The following is a 20127-nucleotide window of genomic DNA, read 5'->3' on the forward strand; positions in this document are numbered from 1 at the left end:
TTTCTATCATCCTTAACGTACAACATACAAACCGTTCAGAGATAAATTGTACCCGATGATAGTTTTTATTAGAAGTGCAGGTATCTTATAAAAATTAAAACTGTACCTAAAAACAAAACACGGAGCAAAAAAAAAGCCCCGATATTAATCGGGGCTTTTCAAATCAGTAAAACTGAATTACTTCTTAGCGTTACGTTCTTTAGTTTCTGCGATTACTTTCTCAGAAACGTTAGCAGGACACGGCATATAGTGGCTGAACTCCATAGAGAACTGACCACGACCAGATGTCATTGTACGTAAGTGACCGATATAACCGAACATTTCAGATAGTGGTACGTCAGCTTTAACACGAACACCTGTAGCGCCCGCTTCTTGATCTTTGATCATGCCGCGCCGACGGTTCAAGTCACCGATTACATCACCAACGTGATCATCAGGCGTATACACGTCAACTTTCATGATAGGTTCAATAAGCTGAGGACCTGCTTTTGGAATTGATTGACGGAATGCACCTTTAGCTGCGATTTCAAACGCAATTGCAGATGAATCCACGGCGTGGAATCCACCGTCATAAAGTTCAACTTCAACATCCAATACTGGGAAACCAGCTAACACACCTTGCTCCATCATGCTCTTGAAACCTTTCTCAATCGCAGGGAAGAATTCTTTAGGTACGTTACCACCAACAACCACAGACTTAAATGTATAGCCTGTACCTGGCTCACCAGGACGGATGCGGTAGTCAATTTTACCAAATTGACCAGAACCACCAGATTGCTTCTTATGGGTATAAGAATCTTCAACCGCTTGAGTGATAGTTTCACGGTAAGCTACTTGAGGTTGACCTACTTGTAGCTCAACTCCATATGTACGCTTCAAGATATCTACTTTGATATCTAGGTGAAGCTCGCCCATTCCTTTAAGGATGGTTTCGCCTGAATCTTCGTCAGTTTCAACACGGAATGAAGGATCTTCAGCAACCATTTTACCAATTGCGATACCCATTTTCTCAGAACCACCTTTATCTTTAGGTGCTACAGCAATCGAGATTACTGGTTCTGGGAATACCATGGCTTCAAGTGTACAAGGATGTTTTGGATCGCAAAGTGTGTGACCAGTTTGTACGTTCTTCATACCAACGATAGCGATGATGTCACCGGCTTGTGCACCACTTAACTCATTACGCTCATCGGCTTGCATTTCAACCATACGGCCTACACGCTCTGTTTTACCAGTGAAAGAGTTAAGGATGGTGTCGCCTTTGTTCAATTTACCAGAGTAAATACGAACGAAGGTCAATGCACCGAAACGGTCATCCATGATTTTAAACGCTAGTGCGCGTAAAGGTTCGTCAACAGATACTGTTGCTACTTCGCCAGTTTCATTACCTTCTTCATCAGTTAACGGCTGAGGGTCAACTTCAGTTGGGCTTGGCAAGTAATCAACTACAGCGTCAAGGATGTTTTGCATACCTTTGTTTTTAAAAGCAGAACCACAGTAAGTCGGGAAGAACGACATATCACGAGTACCTTTACGGATACAACGTTTAAGGTCTTCAATAGAAGGTTCTTCACCGTCCATATAAGCCATCATTAGATCGTCGTCTTGCTCAACAGCAGTTTCAACTAGTAGTTCATGATACTCGTCTACCAAGTCAACCATATCAGCTGGAACGTCTTTGATTTCATAGTTTTCTGGCAAACCAGTGTCATCCCACACGTATGCTTGCTTAGTTAAAACATCAACTACACCGATAAAGTCTTCTTCGATACCAATTGGTAACGTCATAACAAGTGGGTTAGCAGCCAATACGGTTTTAACTTGCTTAACTACACGGAAGAAATCAGCACCCATGCGGTCTAGTTTGTTAACGAAAATTATACGAGCTACTTCTGATTCGTTAGCATAACGCCAGTTAGTTTCTGATTGCGGTTCAACACCACCAGAACCACAGAATACCCCAATGCCGCCATCTAGTACTTTCAGTGAACGATAAACTTCAACAGTGAAGTCAACGTGCCCAGGAGTATCGATAACGTTAAAACGGTGATCTTTCCAGAAACAACTTACCGCAGCTGACTGAATTGTAATTCCGCGCTCAGCTTCTTGTTCCATGAAATCTGTAGTTGATTCACCATCGTGCACTTCACCGGTCTTATGAATTTTACCAGTTAGTTTCAAAATACGTTCTGTGGTGGTCGTTTTACCCGCGTCAACGTGGGCAAAAATACCGATGTTTCTATAATGAGATAATTCTGACATTGGTCCACTCTGTGTCTAATAAAAAATTGCGCGGCATTATACAAGAAAAATCCGCAGGTTACATTGTTTCATTTGCTTTAAATTTCAGCAATTTGGAAAAGATATTTTTTCAATGCTGAAAATTCAATAAATTCAATTGCCTATAGCTATTTACCAGTCTTTGATCTGTCGTCGATAATGAACAAAAATTAGCTGATAAAAGAAACTTACGCTTCGTATTGATGATTGTATCAGTGTTTTATGGATATTGATTGAATAATAAACGCCGCGATCTTGTTCTGTTTTATTGACGCGGCAGATTATTATTTAGTTATGCTCTCATGGCTAATGGTGTTAGCAAGCCACCTTGGGTTTCGGGGCGACTAGCATTTAGTGTTTCACCAGCCAAAACCTTTTCGTAACATTGTTGGTAGCCGACGGCCATAGGATAAGAGGAGAACTTTTCTACGGCCATATCGTGGCACATCTGGCGTGAATAGCGATCTACATTTACCACCGCGTCAGTGAGGGTAGAGTAAGAGTCAGATAGACAACCAATCTCAGGTATGGAAATGATCTCCGGTAGAGAGCCAAAAGGTGTGGCAATTACCGGTGCACCAAAATACAGGCTTTCTGTGATCGCTAATCCAAAGGGTTCATGCCATGTAACTGGGAAGATTAAACCTTTGGAGTGGCGTAATACCGACATCTTTTTTTCACCGCCAACCATGCCATGAAATTTAATTGATGGCGATGGATAAAAGTAGGGCAGTTTGCGGATATTAAAACGATTGCCACCCAGCACGTGCAGGTCTACTCCTGCTTGACGGCTGATTTGCACAGTACCCGCCAAATTTTTTAATGGGGCTTTTGTTTTGCCCAGAAAATGAAAATAGTTTTTAGGAGAACTAATATTAGCTTCACCATAATCTTTCCAGTCTAGTCCGTTGTACACGAAGCAGGTAGCACCGTGATTGTTGGCATGGCTGCGAGACAAAAAGATGCAATTTTGAGAATAACTTTTAGGTTTATCCGCGTTACCGTGTTCGGTGCATACGTAGGGTTTATGGAGCGGACCGTCGTACGGGCGATGAAAATGCACAATATCTGCCCAATCATCAATATAGCTCTCGACTGGTTTGTGTTTCTCAGTGCGAATAGCATTGTCAGGGAGGTTAGGTACGTTGCCCCATAAGTAACGAACCTCATGTCCCATTTTCTGTTGTTCTTGAGCAAGATACCAAACTACACGTTCGGTGCCGCCATATTTTAACGGTGGCAGTGAGTAACGGCTTTGCATAACATGTAGAATTTTCAAAAATACATTCCTTTGGTGGATATAAGACCACAAACCATCAAAAATTTATGGTCCGGTAGAGTGGTGAGGTTAATGGTTCACAAGCAGTCGTTATAATAAGTAATATCTTGATATTCAAGCAATAAAAATTAGCGTCCTACTCACTATGACATCGGCATGACTCGATTACGACCCAAGCGCTTAGCATCGTAAAGTAATGTGTCCGCTCGTTCGATTAGGGCTAATTTTTTATCGGATGACTGTTTCTGAGCGACGCCAGCTGAGACTGTTATGTCACCAAGTATTTGGCCGGTGCGCCGATCTTTGACGGATATTTTTTCGATCCCACGGCGCATAACATCAGTAAGATGGCGTGCTTTTTTGAGATCAAAGCCGGGCATTAGAATGGCAAACTCTTCACCCCCGTAACGAAAAATCTGGGCATTATCACGACAGCTTGCTTGCAGCTTTTTAGCCACCGCCCTGAGGACTAAATCTCCCATTTGATGGCCGTAGGTGTCATTGATTTTCTTGAAATGGTCAATATCAATAATACTCAAACTCAGTGTGTCTAATGCCAGCTTACTGTCCAATTCCGAATCAAAGTATCGTCTATTGCAAAGCCCGGTTAGGGCATCATATAAAGCTTCATGCTGGCTTTGCTGGAGTTTTAATTTAAGTGACTCAATTTCTTTTTCTGCGCTGACAAGGGCGCCGTTAAAACTAATGGTACTTTGCCTAATGACTTGAGATTCTTTTACCATATTGCGAACTAATCCCAGTACTTCCTCTACAGACCAGCCTTCTTTTTCCACTTTACTGAGGTCATCTATGCATGAATCCATGACACGCTTGTAGGCTTGAGTGTCTGATTTAGTATCAATAAGTGACTGGGATAACTCAATCATCATCCCTTCTAATGACTGGCGCAATCCCCAAGCGGTCACTTCTTCTTTGTCTGAGATGAAGTTGCGGTATAGATCTTTGGCATGCAAATCTGACAACGGCAAGTTGTTTTCTACAGCAGCATCAAGCTTCTTATTTAATTCTGGGGAGTCGTTACTCACATAAGTATACCAAAGGGCGTAATTCGTTGGTATCGCAGAGATATTATGTTTAATCAACAAAGGAATAGTTTGTTTTAGCGTTACAAAAGAGCACTCAATATCTTTGGATGACATCATCACCTCCCGTTCATATTTTCTGAAGCATAGCAGAGTATGTGAAAAATTTAATGGCTTGAAAATGATCTGCGTCAAATCCTGATACCAGATTGTGAACTAACATTAAACAACAGCCACCCTAAGCACTCGTTAGATAACGTCAATTTAAGCTGGAGAGAATATGTTTATTCCAAGTATTTTGTTAAAACAACTGTATACCCACGGTAGCCTAAATAAAACCCTAAGTGGTGTATCGTTCAAACTGAAAAATCGACTCAAAGATGCCACTCTAAAGCAATTACTTTGGATAAGCATAGATGGCGAGAAAATTGAAACTAGCAAAATACGTATTGGTACAGCAACGGGTGAGGTGATGTCCTTTGCGCAGATTAATGGTATGGGAGAGATAGATTTTCCATTAAAGAGTGTCATCACTATACATATTGATATAAATCAGTCGATGCATTCCGAAAAGTATACGCTGGGTATTTCGTTCAAGGCGTCCCCGTTTGGAACCCTAGCATTTGAAGTCGATGACGTGGTTACCGAGCCAAAGCATGATCCTAAAAACGTACCTAGAGATGAGCACGACGATTTCTCTGAGCAGATTATCAAGCAACGTCAAAAAATGTTCGAAAACTTTGCAGGTGGCACTGTTGAACATATTGCAAAGTATTCTATTGACCCCAAAACGCTAAACGGCAATGTCGAAAATTTTATTGGGGTCGCGCAGGTTCCTATAGGTTTGGCCGGCCCTGTACTTATCAACGGTGAGTATGCCAAGGGTGAATTTTTAGTACCAATGGCCACCACCGAAGGAACATTAGTGGCCTCTTATACACGAGGTATGAAGCTACTTAATATGAGTGGTGGTATTACCGCAACTGTAGTGGATGATGCCATGCAGCGTGCACCTGTGTTTGTATTCGAGAACGCGCGGGGAGCACGGGACTTTGTGGCTTGGGTGAAGGAAAATTTCGAGACAATTAAGCACGAAGCTGAAGCCACTTCAAATGTGGCAAATCTGACTTATATTGACAATTTTCTATCCAATAAATTTGCCTTTTTACGCTTCAATTTCAAAACCGGTGATGCAGCTGGTCAAAATATGGTTGGGCGTGCAACATTTGCAGCCTGTGGATGGATGTTAGATCACTACCCTGGAATTAAAAACTTCTATCTTGAATCAAACTTCGCCACTGATAAAAAAGCATCGCAGATCAATATTATGCGTACTCGAGGCAAGCGCGTGGTTGCTGAAGCAACGATTAAAAGGGAACACTTGCTAAGTGTGATGCGAGTCGAACCGAAACAGATTGACTACCATGGCCGCGTGGCAGCGGTAGGGTCATTTTTGTCTGGCGTAAACAATACTGGTTTACACTCGCCGAATGGCATTACTGCAATATTTATTGCTACCGGACAGGACGTGGCCAACGTGTCTGAGTCTTCTGCAGGTATTTTGTATTCGGAATTGACGGACGAGGGCGATCTATATTTATCACTGACCATTCCATCATTAATTGTGGCGACCTACGGAGGCGGCACAGGTATTGGAACACAAAAAGAATGCCTGCAGTTGATGGACTGCTATGGTCGTGACAGAGTCTATAAATTAGCTGAAATTATTGGTGCCGTCGCGCTGGCAGGAGAAATCTCTTTGGCCTCTGCTATATCTTCATCAGACTGGGTTTCATCCCATGAAGCCTACGGTCGCAATCGCTAACTAACTGCAACATAAAAAAGGCGCTGTTAAAGCGCCTTTTTTGTTGATCTAACTAACGAGAGCTAAATCAGTGAACCCACTTGTGACGTTTAGCTTTTTCATGCATTTTGGTTGCCGTTTCTTTTGGCATAAAGGCTTGATTATCCTCTTCAAAGAAGAACGCTTGTCGTTGCTTTTTACTGCCAACTTCATTCATGGTTGCGGCATCGTATATACGGCCATTAATCACAGTGTATTGCACATATTCACTGCGTTTCAAATCGCTCAATACATCGCCATCAATCACTACTAAATCTGCAACTTTGCCGGCTTCAATACTACCGATTTGTTTATCCATACCCAGATGTTTAGCACCATCTATTGTGCCGCCGCGCAATGCTTCCCAAGGTGTAAAGCCACCTTGTTCCATTATCCACAACTCCCAATGGGCAGCTAAACCTTCTCGTTGCCCGTGAGCACCAATGTGTACACTCACGCCTTTATCGCGCAATATTTTAGCGTAACTGGCTACATTAAAATGATTGTATTGGTTGTCTGGAGCAGTTGGACGACGTATAGAACGACGGTCAACAATGAAGTTAGGTGTATAACGCATTAAGCGTTCATTTTTCCACACTTCGGTACGGTCGTACCAATATTCCTCGCCCATCAGGCCACCATATGAAACGACAAAGGTAGGTGTGTAACCAAACTCAGTAGCAGCCCACAGAGCGGTTAAATCATTATAGCCTTTTTCAATTGGTAAAGAATGCTCCAACCCAGTATGACCGTCTACTAACATGGTCAAATTTTGCTGTAATTTGCCGCCACCTTCAGGCACTACCATCATGCCTAGCTCGCGGGCAGCCGCCAAAACTTGTTGACGTTGATCACGACGAGGCTGGTTATAGCTTTTGACCGAAATCGCACCCACATCTTTCATGCGTTGGAGGTGATACTTAGCATCATCCAAGCTCTTAATAATGGCTTTGTAACCCAATCCTTCCGCGCCGTACAAAATAGTCCCGGTAGAAAAAATACGAGGTGCGACAATCTTGCCGGCTTTTTGCAATTCTGCGGCAGAAAATATCTCTGTGGTGTCATTTGATGGATCATGAATTGTGGTAACTCCAAAAGCTAGGTTAGAGTATTGACTCCAATTTTGTTGAGGAATAATTTCATCTGAACCTTGTGCGCCATGGGCATGGGTGTCGATCAAGCCGGGAATAACGGTCTTGCCACTAATATCGACCACTTCAGCCCCTTCTGGAATAGCTACATCAGCCGCCTTACCAACAGATTCAATACGATTGCCTTTAATAATGATGACACCATTTTGAATGACTTCCTGCTGGTTATTTGCATCACGCATGGTCACAACATTGCCGCCTACCAATGCTTTATAACCAGAAGGCTTGTCTGCTTGGTATTCAAAAGACAAATCAATTCCCTCAGTAACTGGCTCAGGCAGGGTCTCCGGTGAATCGGGCAAAAATGCATAAGCATCTTTTAAATCACGTTCAAAGTAGTAAGGGCCATGATACCAACTGAGGGTCTTATTATTGGGATGCCAAGTCAGGTATTCACCAGCTCGGCTGGAAACTTGCTTAACCGGCACAGACGTACTGGTGGGTCCAATATTTTGACGTTTACCTGTTTCCATAAATGGCGCGACATAAGCATTATATTGATGCACAAAAGCAATCCATTTTCCGTCATGAGATAAACGGTACTCAGACACTTTGTCGGCGCCGTATAAATGCTCGCGCTTGTCTTCACCGTGAATATCAACACTAACTAATTGAGTTTCTGTATAAGCGGTACCGCCGACCACAGTGGTAAAATAAACTCGTTCATTATTGCCAGCAAAATGTGGGGCGACACCCGATTGCGATACTCGAGTATGCGTACCCTCATCTAAGTTTGCTACATAGATGCCGGGCTCAACGGACCACTTAGGTGACAGCAGATAGCCGCCAGTGATTTTACGATAGGTTACGAGTTCTCCGTCTAATGAAAAGCTTGGCTCTACGAAATGGCCAGGGTTTTTATTGATGGCTTTACCTTTTCCGCCGCTAGCTGAAACTATTCTAATGCTACCTAAATCTTGGTCATTCCAAGTGGTGTAAATGATCTTCTTTCCGTCGTTAGAGTAACGAGGAAAGTACTCGTCATGTTCATTTTGCTTGGTTAGGCGTTTAACCTTGCCGGATTTCACATCTTTGATATAAAGTTTGCCCAATGCCTGAAACAATATGGTTTTGCCGTTAGGAGATTTTTGTGCCCAACGGATCATCTTTACTTTAAATTTGTCTGGCGCGACATCGACATCAAATCTAACTGCATCGGCATAGTGCATTTTGGTGTTAAGCGAGACAGGAATTGTCGAAAGTTCACCGCTTTTTACCTCAAGTTTATGAAATTTACCTGCGGTCCAGAAAACTAAGTGTGTGCCATCAGGTGTCCAATCGAAGTAGGCAAAGTACCCTTCGCTACCAAAGCCTTCTTGCATGTCCCGTTCTAAGTCCATGTATAAGGCTTTTTCACTGCCATCAGTCAGGTTCTTAACAAACAAGGCTGTCTTGTTTTTGATTCTTTTGATAAAGGCTAATTGTTTGCCGTCAGGTGATGGAGTAGGGACGATGGCACCTCCTGTACCGCTAATGAATCGTTCTTCATCACCTTTTTCCATATCATAACGAGTAATCGCAAATATGGATTTGAGCGGGTCACGATTGTAACTGAATCTCGATCCTGAGGTGATATCTTGAGTAAAGTAGACATATTTCCCATCAGGAGAAAACACCGGATCAGCAATATTCTTTTGGTCTTTCTTGCCGTTTACCCGTGCCTTGATTTGAATACCTTCTCCTCCTGAGTGGTGGTACATCCATACTTCGCCAGCAGGTATGCTGCGGCTCGACATGATCCCTTTGGTGGCCAAAATATATTGTCCGTCAGGACTCCATTTGGGCGAGTGCATAATATTGTTTTTTTCTTTTGTCACTTGCTTTAAATCTGTGCCATCAATATTCATGAGCCAGATATTGGACAAACCACCACGGTCGGAACTAAATGCGATTTTTTTACCATTAGGGCTGACCGCCGGATGAATGTTCCAAGCAAAATCTTGCGTGAGTGCTCTGGCTTTGCCACCACTGGCGTCCACAATAAATAAATCCCCTAGGGTGTCGAACACCATATTCTTGCCATCAGGCGTAATATCCAAACTGGCCCAGGTGACTTCATCAGTTTCAATATCTAACGAGGAAAGATCAAATGGGGGATTTAACACATCCCATTTTTGGGACTCTTCTTTTGCGGTTTTTTCGATTTCAGCATCTTCGATTTCAGTCTCAGATTGTAACCCGATTGCCGAAAATGACGAGCCTAGAAAAAAGCTGAGCAGCAGCGCACGGAATTTAAAAGTGGCGAAGTATTGTTTCATTGCATGTTCCATATTTTTATTATTTGTAATATGACATATTCATCCAATAGATTAACAGCTTGGCCAGCAATAAAGGTTGTTACAGCACATGTAGTCGAACATGGGTTAATTCAACATGTATCGCTGATTACAAGTTTGCCGATTCTATAGATAAGCAAATTAATCTGGTGGATTTTCATTACTATACGATAAAAAAGCGGGAGGAAGATCGAATGCCATGCTTTTGGGCTAAATTTAAACTGTTTAATAAGGCAACTTTAGTTAACACTTTCGGCTGTAAAGCGCTTTAGAGATTCTGATTAACGACGAGTATGTTGTTAACTCTCCGCTATTTTAAATCCTCCTAATCCTATACAGCACAGGGTTTTATCGTTATCTAGATTTTCGTTAGGTATCTAGAAGAGCAAGCAGGTCACCGGTTATCGGATAGCCGGTTAATCGTTCGAAATGGATAAACATTGGACTCGGATTTGCTTCAAGGAAGAAGTAACTACCCGTTGAATCACGACGCCAATCTATCGCGGACCAAGCCATACCTAGTCTCTCTGTTATGACTCGAGCGAGTTTTGCGATGTGTGAGGGGGTTTTTATCGGCAGGTGTTGTGCTTCTGCCTCTAACCTGAAGTCGACCTTTTCACTGATTATTTCCGCGCTATAAACATGTTTATCGATTACGAAGGTACGGATGTTGGTGCCTGAAATATAGCGCTGCAGTGTAACAGGTGCATAGCGCAACACTCTTCGTAGTCTCTCAGGTTCAATCAGATCGCTATTAACTAGCGCAGCGTGTGCGCCACCATAGACGGGTTTAAAGAGAACTTGTGAAAATTGTTGGTAGAAATCTCGAATGCGCTCCGGATGATTTCCTATATAGGTTTCCGGAATACTTGCCCCACTTTTTGCTGCAATACTTAGTTGCCTAGGTTTCACTTTGTGACCGTCAAATACCTGCCAGGAATTGACCCAGCGAATGCGCTTATCCTCTAAAAATGTTCGCAGTAGGCTGTTACTATCATTTTGCGCAATCTGATTAATTGGCGTATGAGTACCTTGTCCAAGCAGTGGTTGATTTATTGTACTCCAAAATACGCTGCGTATATCTGCAAATGAATATTCCGCTGTTTCCAGACAAAGCGAGCCACTTTCCTTATAGGGATCCCAACTGATGCAGTGATTATCAGGGAATTTTGCTGTATCAAACAAATCTGCTTCTATACCGCTTAGCTGACAGGCTTTTAGCATGTGTAAGGCGTGGCAGTCATTACTTGCCCCGAGGATAATTGCGACTGACATAGTTCTTCCTTGAAATTGCCCTGTTGAATTGATTGGCGACGTCAGCCCAGTAAATCCAATCTGGGCTGACAATTCGGTCAGCTTAATACCAGAAGCCGCCGCCTTCTTCCCCAATTGCTAGCGTCGAGCCTAACTCCGGCTTTACTGGTGGGGTTGGGGATCTAGGATCTCTCTCTACTAGCTTAGAGCCTAACGACCCTGCGCCTGAGATTAAATCAGTAGTACATTCGTTGAGTTCCGTTTTCTGAGTGAATGGATGTTCCATATCATTTTCCTTGTATTACTAGGTTAATTATTGCCACACACCATGTGATAGCATGTTAAGTATGGACTGTATTCCTCGAATTGTTAGTCTAGGCCAGTCCAGTTCTACCGTGAAATTATGCTCAGATTGCCTGATTGTAAAAATCAGGAAACAGGGTCTTTAGCATCTTTCTATTGCTCACCGTGAGCTTCTTGAAAATATTGGTACAGTGAAATTTGACCGTTCGCTCACTAATAAATAGCTGATCTGCTATAGAGCGATTGGTTAATCCCTGACAGACTTTATCTGCCACTTGAGCTTCCCTTTTAGAAAGCTTTTTGTTAGTTGATGTTGTTGTCTTTTCCATCTGATTTTTCCTTAAATAATTGAAATGGATTAGGGCTGTTTTACCGACCAGGTGATGTCGACTAATTGTCCTTTATCTAAGCGCAGGATGCGGTCAGCACTGGCGATAGTTTGCGGACGATGAGCGACGATTACCCGGGTGATCGATAACTGTTTAATATGATTATTGATAGCGGCTTCATTGAGCACATCTAAATGGCTGGTGGCTTCATCTAAAAATAAAATTGCGGGGTCTTTGTATAAGGCTCTGGCAAGTATTATGCGTTGCTTTTGACCACCACTGAGACTGGTTCCCATATCTCCTACCAACGTGTTGTATTGCATGCTGGCAGCCATAATATCTTCGTGGACACAGGCTAAGTGAGCGCAAAATACAACCTTTTGCATGTCTATCTCAGAATTGAAGCATGCGATGTTGTCGGCTATCGTGCCGTTGAGTAACTGATCTTCTTGCAGTACTCCAGCGATACGCTGGCGGTATTGCGGCAACTGAGTTAAGGGTGTTTCGTCTACTAGTATTAGCCCGTTGGATGGCTGAAGCAAGCCCATCATACACTTTAACAATGTACTTTTTCCGCATCCGCTTGGGCCTGTTATGGCGATGGTCTGACCCTGAGGAATATCGATATGAAGATTGGAAAATACATCACTGTCCAACTGACTAAACCTGAAGCTCAAATCTGTCAGTTGAATATTGCCTTGGATTGACTTGTTCACGGCAATTAAGTCAGGACTGCTAGCATGTTGTGGATGATTAATTAGGGGATCTATGGGGGTATAAACGATATCGGCAAGTCGATCAAAGTGCAGTTCCAGCATTCTGAATTCTATCCACTTTTCAATCAGGCTATCCATTGCCGAGATAAAGCGCCCTTTGTAACTGATAAAAGCGTATAGCATGCCAACACTAAAGAGGCTGTCGGTTACCGCAAGTGCGGCAAAGTAAATAACGATGATGTTTTCCACCCCAAACAGGAATTTGTTGGCGGTATCAAAGCCTATTCCCCACTTGCTTAAGCGGATATCTTTGTTCATGGATTCGGCCAATTTATTCTGCCACTGGCTTTGGCGGTCAGACTCCTTAGCAAATAGTTTTATGGTTTGAATAGCACGTACCGACTCCATGAAATGACTGTTCTCTTTGGCGGCTGAGACAATATTTTCTTCACTGAGTCGGCGTAATGGGCGATAAAATAAAACCCGCAGCAGTGCATATAAAATGACAACGGCAATAACGATAAGGGTGAGTTTCGGGTCATACAAAAACATCACTATCAGAGTTAGAAGAGCCATTAACCCATCTACCATCACTGTCACTAAACCTGTCGTAAGTAAATCTCGTATGCTCTGCAAAGAACCAAAACGAGAGACGACATCTCCCATGTGGCGTTTAGCAAAGTATTCCATGGGCAATTGTATCAAGTGCCTGAAGACATTAGCGGCCATCTGGATATTTAAGCGGCTGGACAGTTTCAGTATCACAATTTGCCGTAGGGCCGACGTGGCCGTATCCAAAATCATCATCAAACCAAATCCTAACGCAAGGATCAGTAATAAATTGATGTCTGAACGCAAAATCACATCGTCTACTACCGTTTGCATGTAATAGGGATGGACAATGGCAAAAAGTTGTAAGAATAAAGACAATAGAAATATGATTAGAAGCGAGCGTTTTAACCCGACGATACTCGACCAAAATTGGCCGATAGTTAAGGTTTGCTTTTCATGGCCTTTTTCAAAGGCAGTGGTGGGGGTTAATTCAAGCGCTACACCGGTAAACAATTTGTCAACTTCAGGCGGGCTCAAACTGCGCTCCCCCATAGCCGGATCTAGGATGATAATCTTGTGTTTGGTGACTTTTTTCAACACTACAAAATGCTTCATCTCCCAATGTAATATACAGGGCGTTTGGAGTTGTTCTAGTTGCTCCATCTCGAGACGCAAGGCCCGAGCGGATAAATTCATTTGTGTGGCGATTTGCATCAGTTGCTTAAGTGTCGAACCATGTGCTGAGATAGAAAATCGTCTGCGCAAACTCGCAAGGTCAGTCTGAAAACCATAGTAGCTGGTGATCATCGCCAAGCATGCCAAACCGCACTCGGTCGCTTCTGATTGCAAAATACAGGGTAACTTATTGCAATGGCCAAAATATAGCTGCGATTCTGGGCGGCTGACTGATTCGATAGCGGCCATTACATTCTGCCTCGTAAGCTAAGTAAAGGTTCGAAAATCCACTCCAGCAAACTGCGCTCGTCTAGTTGTACATCTGCAGATAGTGTCATTCCTGATTTCAAATCTATGTTTTTGCCGTAGGCAGAAACTTGTTGGGATGAGAGAGTGGCGTGAACCAAGTAAACCGGCTCTTGAATGTTCACTGGCGTAGCGTGGACCTCGCCGGGGAGTATTATCGAATCCGAAACTTGGGTAACTTCACCTGCATATAAACCAAATTTTTGATAAGGAAATCCATCATAGCGAATTTCTAATTTCTGACCCGGCGCAATAAAGCCCGCGGCGCGCACAGAGACTAATAGTTTTGCTTGAATATCAGTATCATCAGGTACTATGGATAGCAGCGGCACTGTGGCGTCTATTCTTTGTCCTTGGTACGCTTGTAAGTTTGACACCGTACCAGCTCTGCTTGCTTTAATAATATGCCCTTGTTGACTGCTCAGTTGAGTTACCTTTAATGACAGTTCACTGAGGTGAGCTTTTAACTGGTTCACATCATCCTGATGGGATTGGGGTAGGGTAACCAACTGACTTTCTAGTATTTGTTGCTGATTAACTCTCTGAATCTGTTCACGCAGTAAAGCCTGTTCTTCGCTTTGTAACGCCAGCTGTTGCTCTTCGAGTTTATCCAATTCAATATTAGCAATGTGGCCATTGGCGTTGATCCCGCGGTAACTTATTATTCGCGCTTTTAATAGGGTTTGGCGTTTTGTTAACGTATCTATTTGGGCAGATAAACTGAATAGGTCGTCTTTCGCTGCGGCTAGTTTTAATTTCGCATTGGCCAGAGCTACATTGTGTAAAGACTGGCTAGTTTCAAGTTGTGCATATACCAGCTTTTGCTGGGTTGAATATTCATCCAACAAGGTTTTTTCAAGATTCGAGCCGTCACTTAAGGTGCGATCCCCCTGGATGACTACCAACTCTTGACCTGCGGTGACAGACTGACCTTCACTTACCAGTACCTGCTTAATTCTGCCATTGGCACTTTGCGGAAAGATTTTCACTACGCCATTTGACGGCTCCAGCCAGCCACTGACTGTTTCTTGTCGAGCATATTGACTCCCCACCAACCACACAAACACAGCAACTAGCCAAATAAATACACAGGATGTAACTATCACTATTGAGGTGCTGGGGATCAGCAGTACCTCACCATGCAATCGATCCTGTTGGTGCTCCAGTGCACGTTGTCTAAATAGCCCTTCTTGCATAAAATTAACCTGCTCAATGCTGACAGCTTGTTAACTGACATTTTCTGGGGTGGTTGCCCCAACACATTGTGTTAAGTTGAAAAGGTAAAGTTCTCCATCCTTGGATTTACCGCTCCTTGTGCAAAAAATACGATGTGGACATCACCATCAGCGTGATATTTGTCATCCTTGACTAAGCACAGATAAGCGATCTGTGACTGAGTCTACATTGTGCATTCTTGCGAGGTCTCCTTACCTAAATCCTTCATCCTTGTTGCTTCCATGCAGTGACAATGTCATTGACGGTTTGGCCATCCTGACCTTGCGTTTTATTGACTTTGCGCACCTTTTTGTAGTCACAACCTTCCGTGGTTGTTCCTTTTGCTTCTCAGTCCGTTTGAGAAGCTGTCATTTTCCGTAATGACCATTGGAGACTAAAACATGGGTTATTTTATGCGTTGTAGGAATCGGGCAAAAACATGCAGGAATAGGACAACATCTAGCTTGAAGGAATAATTCGAGCAGGTGAAATGTAAAATTGGGTATGAAGGATATAGTTTTGGGACATGCTGAGCACCCACCAAAATTACACCGACCTGAATGAGGTTAAATCGGCAGCTATAGCTTGATACTCACTGGAGAGATAGGTTGCTTAAAATTTAAGTTTACCGCTGAGAATATCTTTGTACATTACCCAGTCTGCCGCGAGGCTATAGAAGGGATATTGAAAAGTTGCGGGTTTATTATGTTCAAAAAAGAAATGACCCACCCAGGCGAAACCGTACCCTAACAGGGGAATAAACAGCAGTAACATCCATTGCTGAGTAAAAATAGCAGTAAGAAGGGTCACCAATACCAAAGTCGAACCAACGAAGTGTAGTCGCCGACAGGTTAAATTTTGATGTTCCTGAAGATAAAAGGGGTAAAACTCATCGAAACTGACGAACTGTTTAGTTGACATAAAACGCCTTGGATACTCTCGATAAACTAGGATTAAAATCCTAGCACAACCGTTTACGGTAAATTGTCGCTTAGTTAACAGTTCAACAAAAAATCACGGTGACAGCAAGCTGAAATTGATATTGGTTTTCACGTATACTATCCCCACTTATTAATTCAGCCACCTAATTAGCAGCAAAAGAGTAGCCAATGCAGAATGTCGTAAATCTTAATATTGAAAATTTTCAGCAAATTATCATTGAACAATCAAAGCATAAACATGTTTTAGTAGACTTTTGGGCTCCCAATCTTGAAATGTGTGAAGAGCTTTCTCCAATTTTGCAAAAATTGGCTTCACAGCATGCTGAGCACTTGATTTATGCAAGAGTTAATTGTGAGCAAGAGCAGCAGATTGCTTCACAGTTCGGTATTCGCAGCTTGCCAACAGTAATCTTGGTTAAAGATGGCCAGCCGGTGGATGGGTTCGCGGGCCCACAAATGGAAGAACAAATTCAAGAAATGCTTGAGAAGCATTTGCCCAATGCTGAAGATGGTTTGTATGAGAAAGCTGTAGCAAATGTCAATTTAGGCGACTACCAAGCCGCCTTTAGTGACGCAAAGCAGGCTCATGATCTTGATCCTAAACGCGCTGATATCGCAGTCTTGTTAGCAGACTGCTATGTGGAGTTGGGTAATATAAATCAAGCTAAAATTCTTCTGGAAACTGTCACTTTAGTCGATCAAAATGGTTATTATCATAGCGTTCAGGGTAAGGTTGAATTGGCCGAACAGGCCGCAGAATCCCCTGAAATCAAGCAGTTGCAAAAGCAGTTGGAGCAAGAGCCTGATAACATGCAAGTGAAGGTGGATCTTGCCATACAACTTCAACAAGCTAATCAGCCTGAAGAAGCGCTTGATTTATTGTTCTCAGTTTTAGCCAAAGATCTCAATTTTGGTGAGGCAAAAAAGTTTACCTTAGATATGATCAATGCGATGCCAGATGGGGATCCGTTAAAGTCCAAAGCTAGACGAAAAATGTATAGTTTGCTCTACTAAGTCGGGGCTAGACAAGATCGGATTTTACCAAGTTTGGGCCTGTAAAAAGACGCGGGTAATGGGTAATACGAAAAAGGGCCAGCGGCCCTTTTTTTAGAATTTAAATTGCTTAACGATGCAAATAATACACTTGCCAGGGCTATTTGAAGCTCAATTGCCAGCCAATTTTATGCTGTAGCCATTTTTCATTAGCTAACTCGACATCTATCAAAGGGTGTGAACGCAACCAACCATCGGGAAATTCAAGTTGCCAATGGTTGTCCTCAATGTTCAGCACTATTGGAGGAAGCACATTGTCTTTACGTCTGATTGATAGTAAACAAGCCAAGCGCAGTATTTTAACCAAGCCGAACAACAATGGTTGCAGCTCTGCATGGTATTGATCAAATATCGAGAGGTCCAAATCCTGACGGTGGGATAATACCAAGTCTCGAATGCTTTTACGCTGCATGTGGGAGTAACCGTTCAATGCGTGATAGGCCAAGATATAAGCGCCATGCTTATGGTATTGCTTATATTCTATGTGCAATCCTAATTCGTGCAGTAAAGCGGCCGCTTCGATAACCGCCATAGCATCGAAATTACAAATATTAGATTGTGCGCATAACTGTTTATAAAGATCCACCGCCACTAAAGATACTCGTTGAGCTTGGTCAGCATCGATGTGATATTTGTTAATGGTTTCCTGCAAAGAGTGCTGGCGTCTGTCATTCTTTTCTGTGTCTTCAAGCATGCCGTAAATGAGGCCTTCCCTTAGCGCTCCGCCAGATATTTGCATTTCGCGTATCTTCAATTGCTCAAATAACGCGATTAGAATGCATAGGCCACTTGGAAAAATAGCTCGCCGAGATTCACTTAATCCTTCGATGGCAAGTTGCTCGATATTGCCGCAATCGATGCATTGCTGCATTAAATTGTGCAAATAATCCAATCGAATTGCGTCGCTTATCCCTTGTTCTACCAGAATTTCCACAATCGCTTGTGGGGTGCCTGAGGCGCCTAAACATTGTTCCCAGTCAAAACAAACGAAGTCGTCTATCACAGGAAGTAACTTCTGCTTGGCAACGCTGATGGCTTTTTGCACATGCTGTTCACTAAGTTCCCCATTTGGGAAGTACCTTTCCATAAAGGTAACGCATCCCATATCAAGGCTAACTAAGTTAATTGGTTGCATGTCGTTACCAATAATGACTTCAGTACTTGCCCCACCTATGTCGATAACCAAGGTATTGCCTTGATTAGCCGAGGTATAGGCTACGCCAAGATAAATTTGTCGGGCTTCCTCTTCACCACTGATAACTTCTAATTTGTGGTTTAATATGGTTTGGGCTTTTTGAATGAATACATCGGCATTTTTAGCTAAGCGCAGAGTGGCAGTACCGACAATTTTGATATTTGAAAGGGGGATGTCTTGCAGTCTTTCCGCAAAGGTTGCTAAACAACTCCAACCCCGCTCCATACTAACATCATCGAGCACCATATTCTCATCTAGCCCGGCAGCTAAGCGGACCTTCTGTTTTACTTTACCAATAATTTGAACACTGCCAGAGACCACTCTGACAATCACTAAATGGAAACTATTGGAACCAAGATCAACGGCTGCGTAGAGTTGATCCTGGTTTAATGATGATGATATAGCTGTATTTTCCATTAACGCCTTTTATGTTGGTGATTGCTTGGACGTTTTTGATATGTTTTACCACTTTGTAGACGTTTTTTAAACTGTGGCTTAGGCACTTTTACATCTTCAAGCAAAGACGATTGATCATAATTGCTAACCGGAATGGTCCGACCGATATAGGTTTCGATAGCGGGTAAATTCAGTGCATACTTCTCACAAGCAAAGCTAATCGCGTGACCGCTTTTACCAGCGCGTCCTGTTCGACCGATACGGTGTACATAATCTTCAGCATCGTCGGGTAAGTCAAAATTAAATACATGAGTCACTTTTTCGATGTGCAAGCCTCGGGCTGCTACATCGGTGGCAACTAATATATCGATTTTATCTTTACCAAAATCTTCTAATATTTTCAGACGTTTACGCTGGGGGACGTCGCCACTGAGTAAACCAACACGGTGGCCATCCGCTTCTAACCAGTCGCTGAGTTTTTCACATACATGTTTAGTATTCGCAAACACGATAGCCTTTTCCGGCCATTCATCTTCTAAGAGCGTCAGTAACAGTAACATTTTGTCTTCGTCTGACGGATAGAATAGCTCTTCTTGGATTCGACTGGCGGTAACTTTGTCGTGGACAACTTCTACGTGGGTAGGGTTGTTCATATGTTCGTAGGCAAGCTCTTGAACACGATACGACAAGGTTGCTGAAAACAACATGCTTAATCTTTTCGTTGGCTCAGGCATGCGTCTAAACATATATCTGATATCTTTAATAAAGCCCAAATCGAACATGCGGTCGGCTTCATCTAAAACGGCCACTTGAATATTTTCTAGTGAAAACACGTTCTGTTTGTAATAATCAATGATGCGGCCAGTGGTACCAATTATGATATCAACACCGGATTGTAAAGATTCCCGTTGACTTTGGTAGCCTTCGCCCCCATAAATTAAACCAAGCGATATGCCTGTGTGCTTACTGAGTAATTCAGCATCGTTATAAATTTGCACAGCCAACTCGCGAGTTGGTGCCATAATAATGGCTCTGGGTTGCTTTTTAGACTCATTAGGATGTGTTAACAGACGATGAAATGTGGCAACCAAGAAAGCAATAGTCTTTCCGGTTCCCGTTTGTGCCTGTCCAGCAATATCCTGCCCATCTAACAAATGAGGTAGACTCAATGCCTGGATAGGAGTGCAATGTAAGAAATTCGCTTCTGTTAATGCTTTTAAAACATCCTCATGGATGGGCAAATCAGAAAAATGTGTTTCAGTTAAATGTGTTGTTTGCATAGCTTATAGCTTATCAGTGCTTGCATTAAAAAACAGTTTC

General features: G+C 42.8%; 14 protein-coding genes. 2 read left to right on the forward strand and 12 right to left on the reverse strand.

Annotation, left to right across the window (positions count from 1 at the left end; all coding sequences use genetic code 11):
• Positions 1-177 precede the first annotated feature (177 nt).
• The 3 genes from fusA to QR722_RS02150 all read right to left on the reverse strand — a co-directional run bounded on the left by fusA (position 178) and on the right by QR722_RS02150 (position 4719).
• The gene (gene fusA, locus QR722_RS02140) at positions 178-2262 is read right to left on the reverse strand and encodes an elongation factor G (RefSeq protein WP_286285110.1); all 2085 of its coding nucleotides are present in this window, start codon (positions 2260-2262) and stop codon (positions 178-180) included.
• A 310-nt stretch (positions 2263-2572) separates the two neighbouring features.
• Positions 2573-3559, reverse strand: coding sequence for a glycosyltransferase family 4 protein (locus tag QR722_RS02145; protein WP_286285111.1), 987 nt, complete (start codon positions 3557-3559; stop codon positions 2573-2575).
• 143 nt (positions 3560-3702) lie between these two features.
• On the reverse strand, positions 3703-4719 hold the full coding sequence (locus QR722_RS02150) for a GGDEF domain-containing protein (protein WP_286285112.1): 1017 nt from the start codon (positions 4717-4719) through the stop codon (positions 3703-3705).
• A 163-nt stretch (positions 4720-4882) separates the two neighbouring features.
• Here QR722_RS02150 and QR722_RS02155 point away from each other — a divergent pair, with 163 nt between their 5' ends.
• The gene (locus QR722_RS02155) at positions 4883-6427 is read left to right on the forward strand and encodes a hydroxymethylglutaryl-CoA reductase (RefSeq protein ID WP_286285113.1); all 1545 of its coding nucleotides are present in this window, start codon (positions 4883-4885) and stop codon (positions 6425-6427) included.
• A 67-nt stretch (positions 6428-6494) separates the two neighbouring features.
• Here QR722_RS02155 and QR722_RS02160 read toward each other — a convergent pair whose 3' ends face one another.
• The 7 genes from QR722_RS02160 to QR722_RS02190 form a co-directional block, all read right to left on the reverse strand.
• Positions 6495-9854 (reverse strand): amidohydrolase family protein, encoded by a 3360-nt coding sequence (locus QR722_RS02160; protein ID WP_286285114.1) that lies wholly within the window; start codon positions 9852-9854, stop codon positions 6495-6497.
• Positions 9855-10241: 387 nt separating this feature from the next.
• Positions 10242-11147: an ATP-grasp domain-containing protein gene (locus tag QR722_RS02165; protein ID WP_286285115.1), complete on the reverse strand. Its 906-nt coding sequence runs from the start codon at positions 11145-11147 to the stop codon at positions 10242-10244.
• A gap of 82 nt (positions 11148-11229) precedes the next feature.
• The gene (locus tag QR722_RS02170) at positions 11230-11412 is read right to left on the reverse strand and encodes a hypothetical protein (RefSeq protein ID WP_286285116.1); all 183 of its coding nucleotides are present in this window, start codon (positions 11410-11412) and stop codon (positions 11230-11232) included.
• A 121-nt stretch (positions 11413-11533) separates the two neighbouring features.
• Entirely contained in the window at positions 11534-11758 is a 225-nt protein-coding gene (locus tag QR722_RS02175; protein WP_286285117.1) for a helix-turn-helix domain-containing protein, read from the reverse strand.
• 29 nt (positions 11759-11787) lie between these two features.
• Complete coding sequence (locus tag QR722_RS02180) at positions 11788-13950, reverse strand: peptidase domain-containing ABC transporter (protein WP_286285118.1); 2163 nt, start codon at positions 13948-13950, stop codon at positions 11788-11790.
• Positions 13950-15203: an HlyD family secretion protein gene (locus tag QR722_RS02185; protein ID WP_286285119.1), complete on the reverse strand. Its 1254-nt coding sequence runs from the start codon at positions 15201-15203 to the stop codon at positions 13950-13952. The genes QR722_RS02180 and QR722_RS02185 overlap by 1 nt, the downstream gene beginning before the upstream one ends.
• Positions 15204-15834: 631 nt before the next feature.
• Positions 15835-16143 (reverse strand): Mpo1-like protein, encoded by a 309-nt coding sequence (locus tag QR722_RS02190; RefSeq protein WP_286285120.1) that lies wholly within the window; start codon positions 16141-16143, stop codon positions 15835-15837.
• A 188-nt stretch (positions 16144-16331) separates the two neighbouring features.
• Here QR722_RS02190 and QR722_RS02195 point away from each other — a divergent pair, with 188 nt between their 5' ends.
• Positions 16332-17177, forward strand: a complete 846-nt coding sequence (locus QR722_RS02195; RefSeq protein WP_286285121.1) for a thioredoxin family protein — start codon at positions 16332-16334, stop codon at positions 17175-17177.
• Between the two features lie 139 nt (positions 17178-17316).
• On the opposite strand, the gene QR722_RS02200 is transcribed toward QR722_RS02195, so the two are convergent.
• Entirely contained in the window at positions 17317-18828 is a 1512-nt protein-coding gene (locus QR722_RS02200; RefSeq protein ID WP_286285122.1) for a Ppx/GppA phosphatase family protein, read from the reverse strand.
• On the reverse strand, positions 18828-20087 hold the full coding sequence (rhlB, locus tag QR722_RS02205) for an ATP-dependent RNA helicase RhlB (protein ID WP_286285123.1): 1260 nt from the start codon (positions 20085-20087) through the stop codon (positions 18828-18830). Before rhlB ends, QR722_RS02200 begins: the two co-directional genes overlap by 1 nt.
• Between the last annotated feature and the right edge of the window lie 40 nt (positions 20088-20127).

The sequence above is a fragment of the Aliiglaciecola sp. LCG003 genome, assembly GCF_030316135.1.
Lineage (GTDB): Bacteria > Pseudomonadota > Gammaproteobacteria > Enterobacterales > Alteromonadaceae > Aliiglaciecola.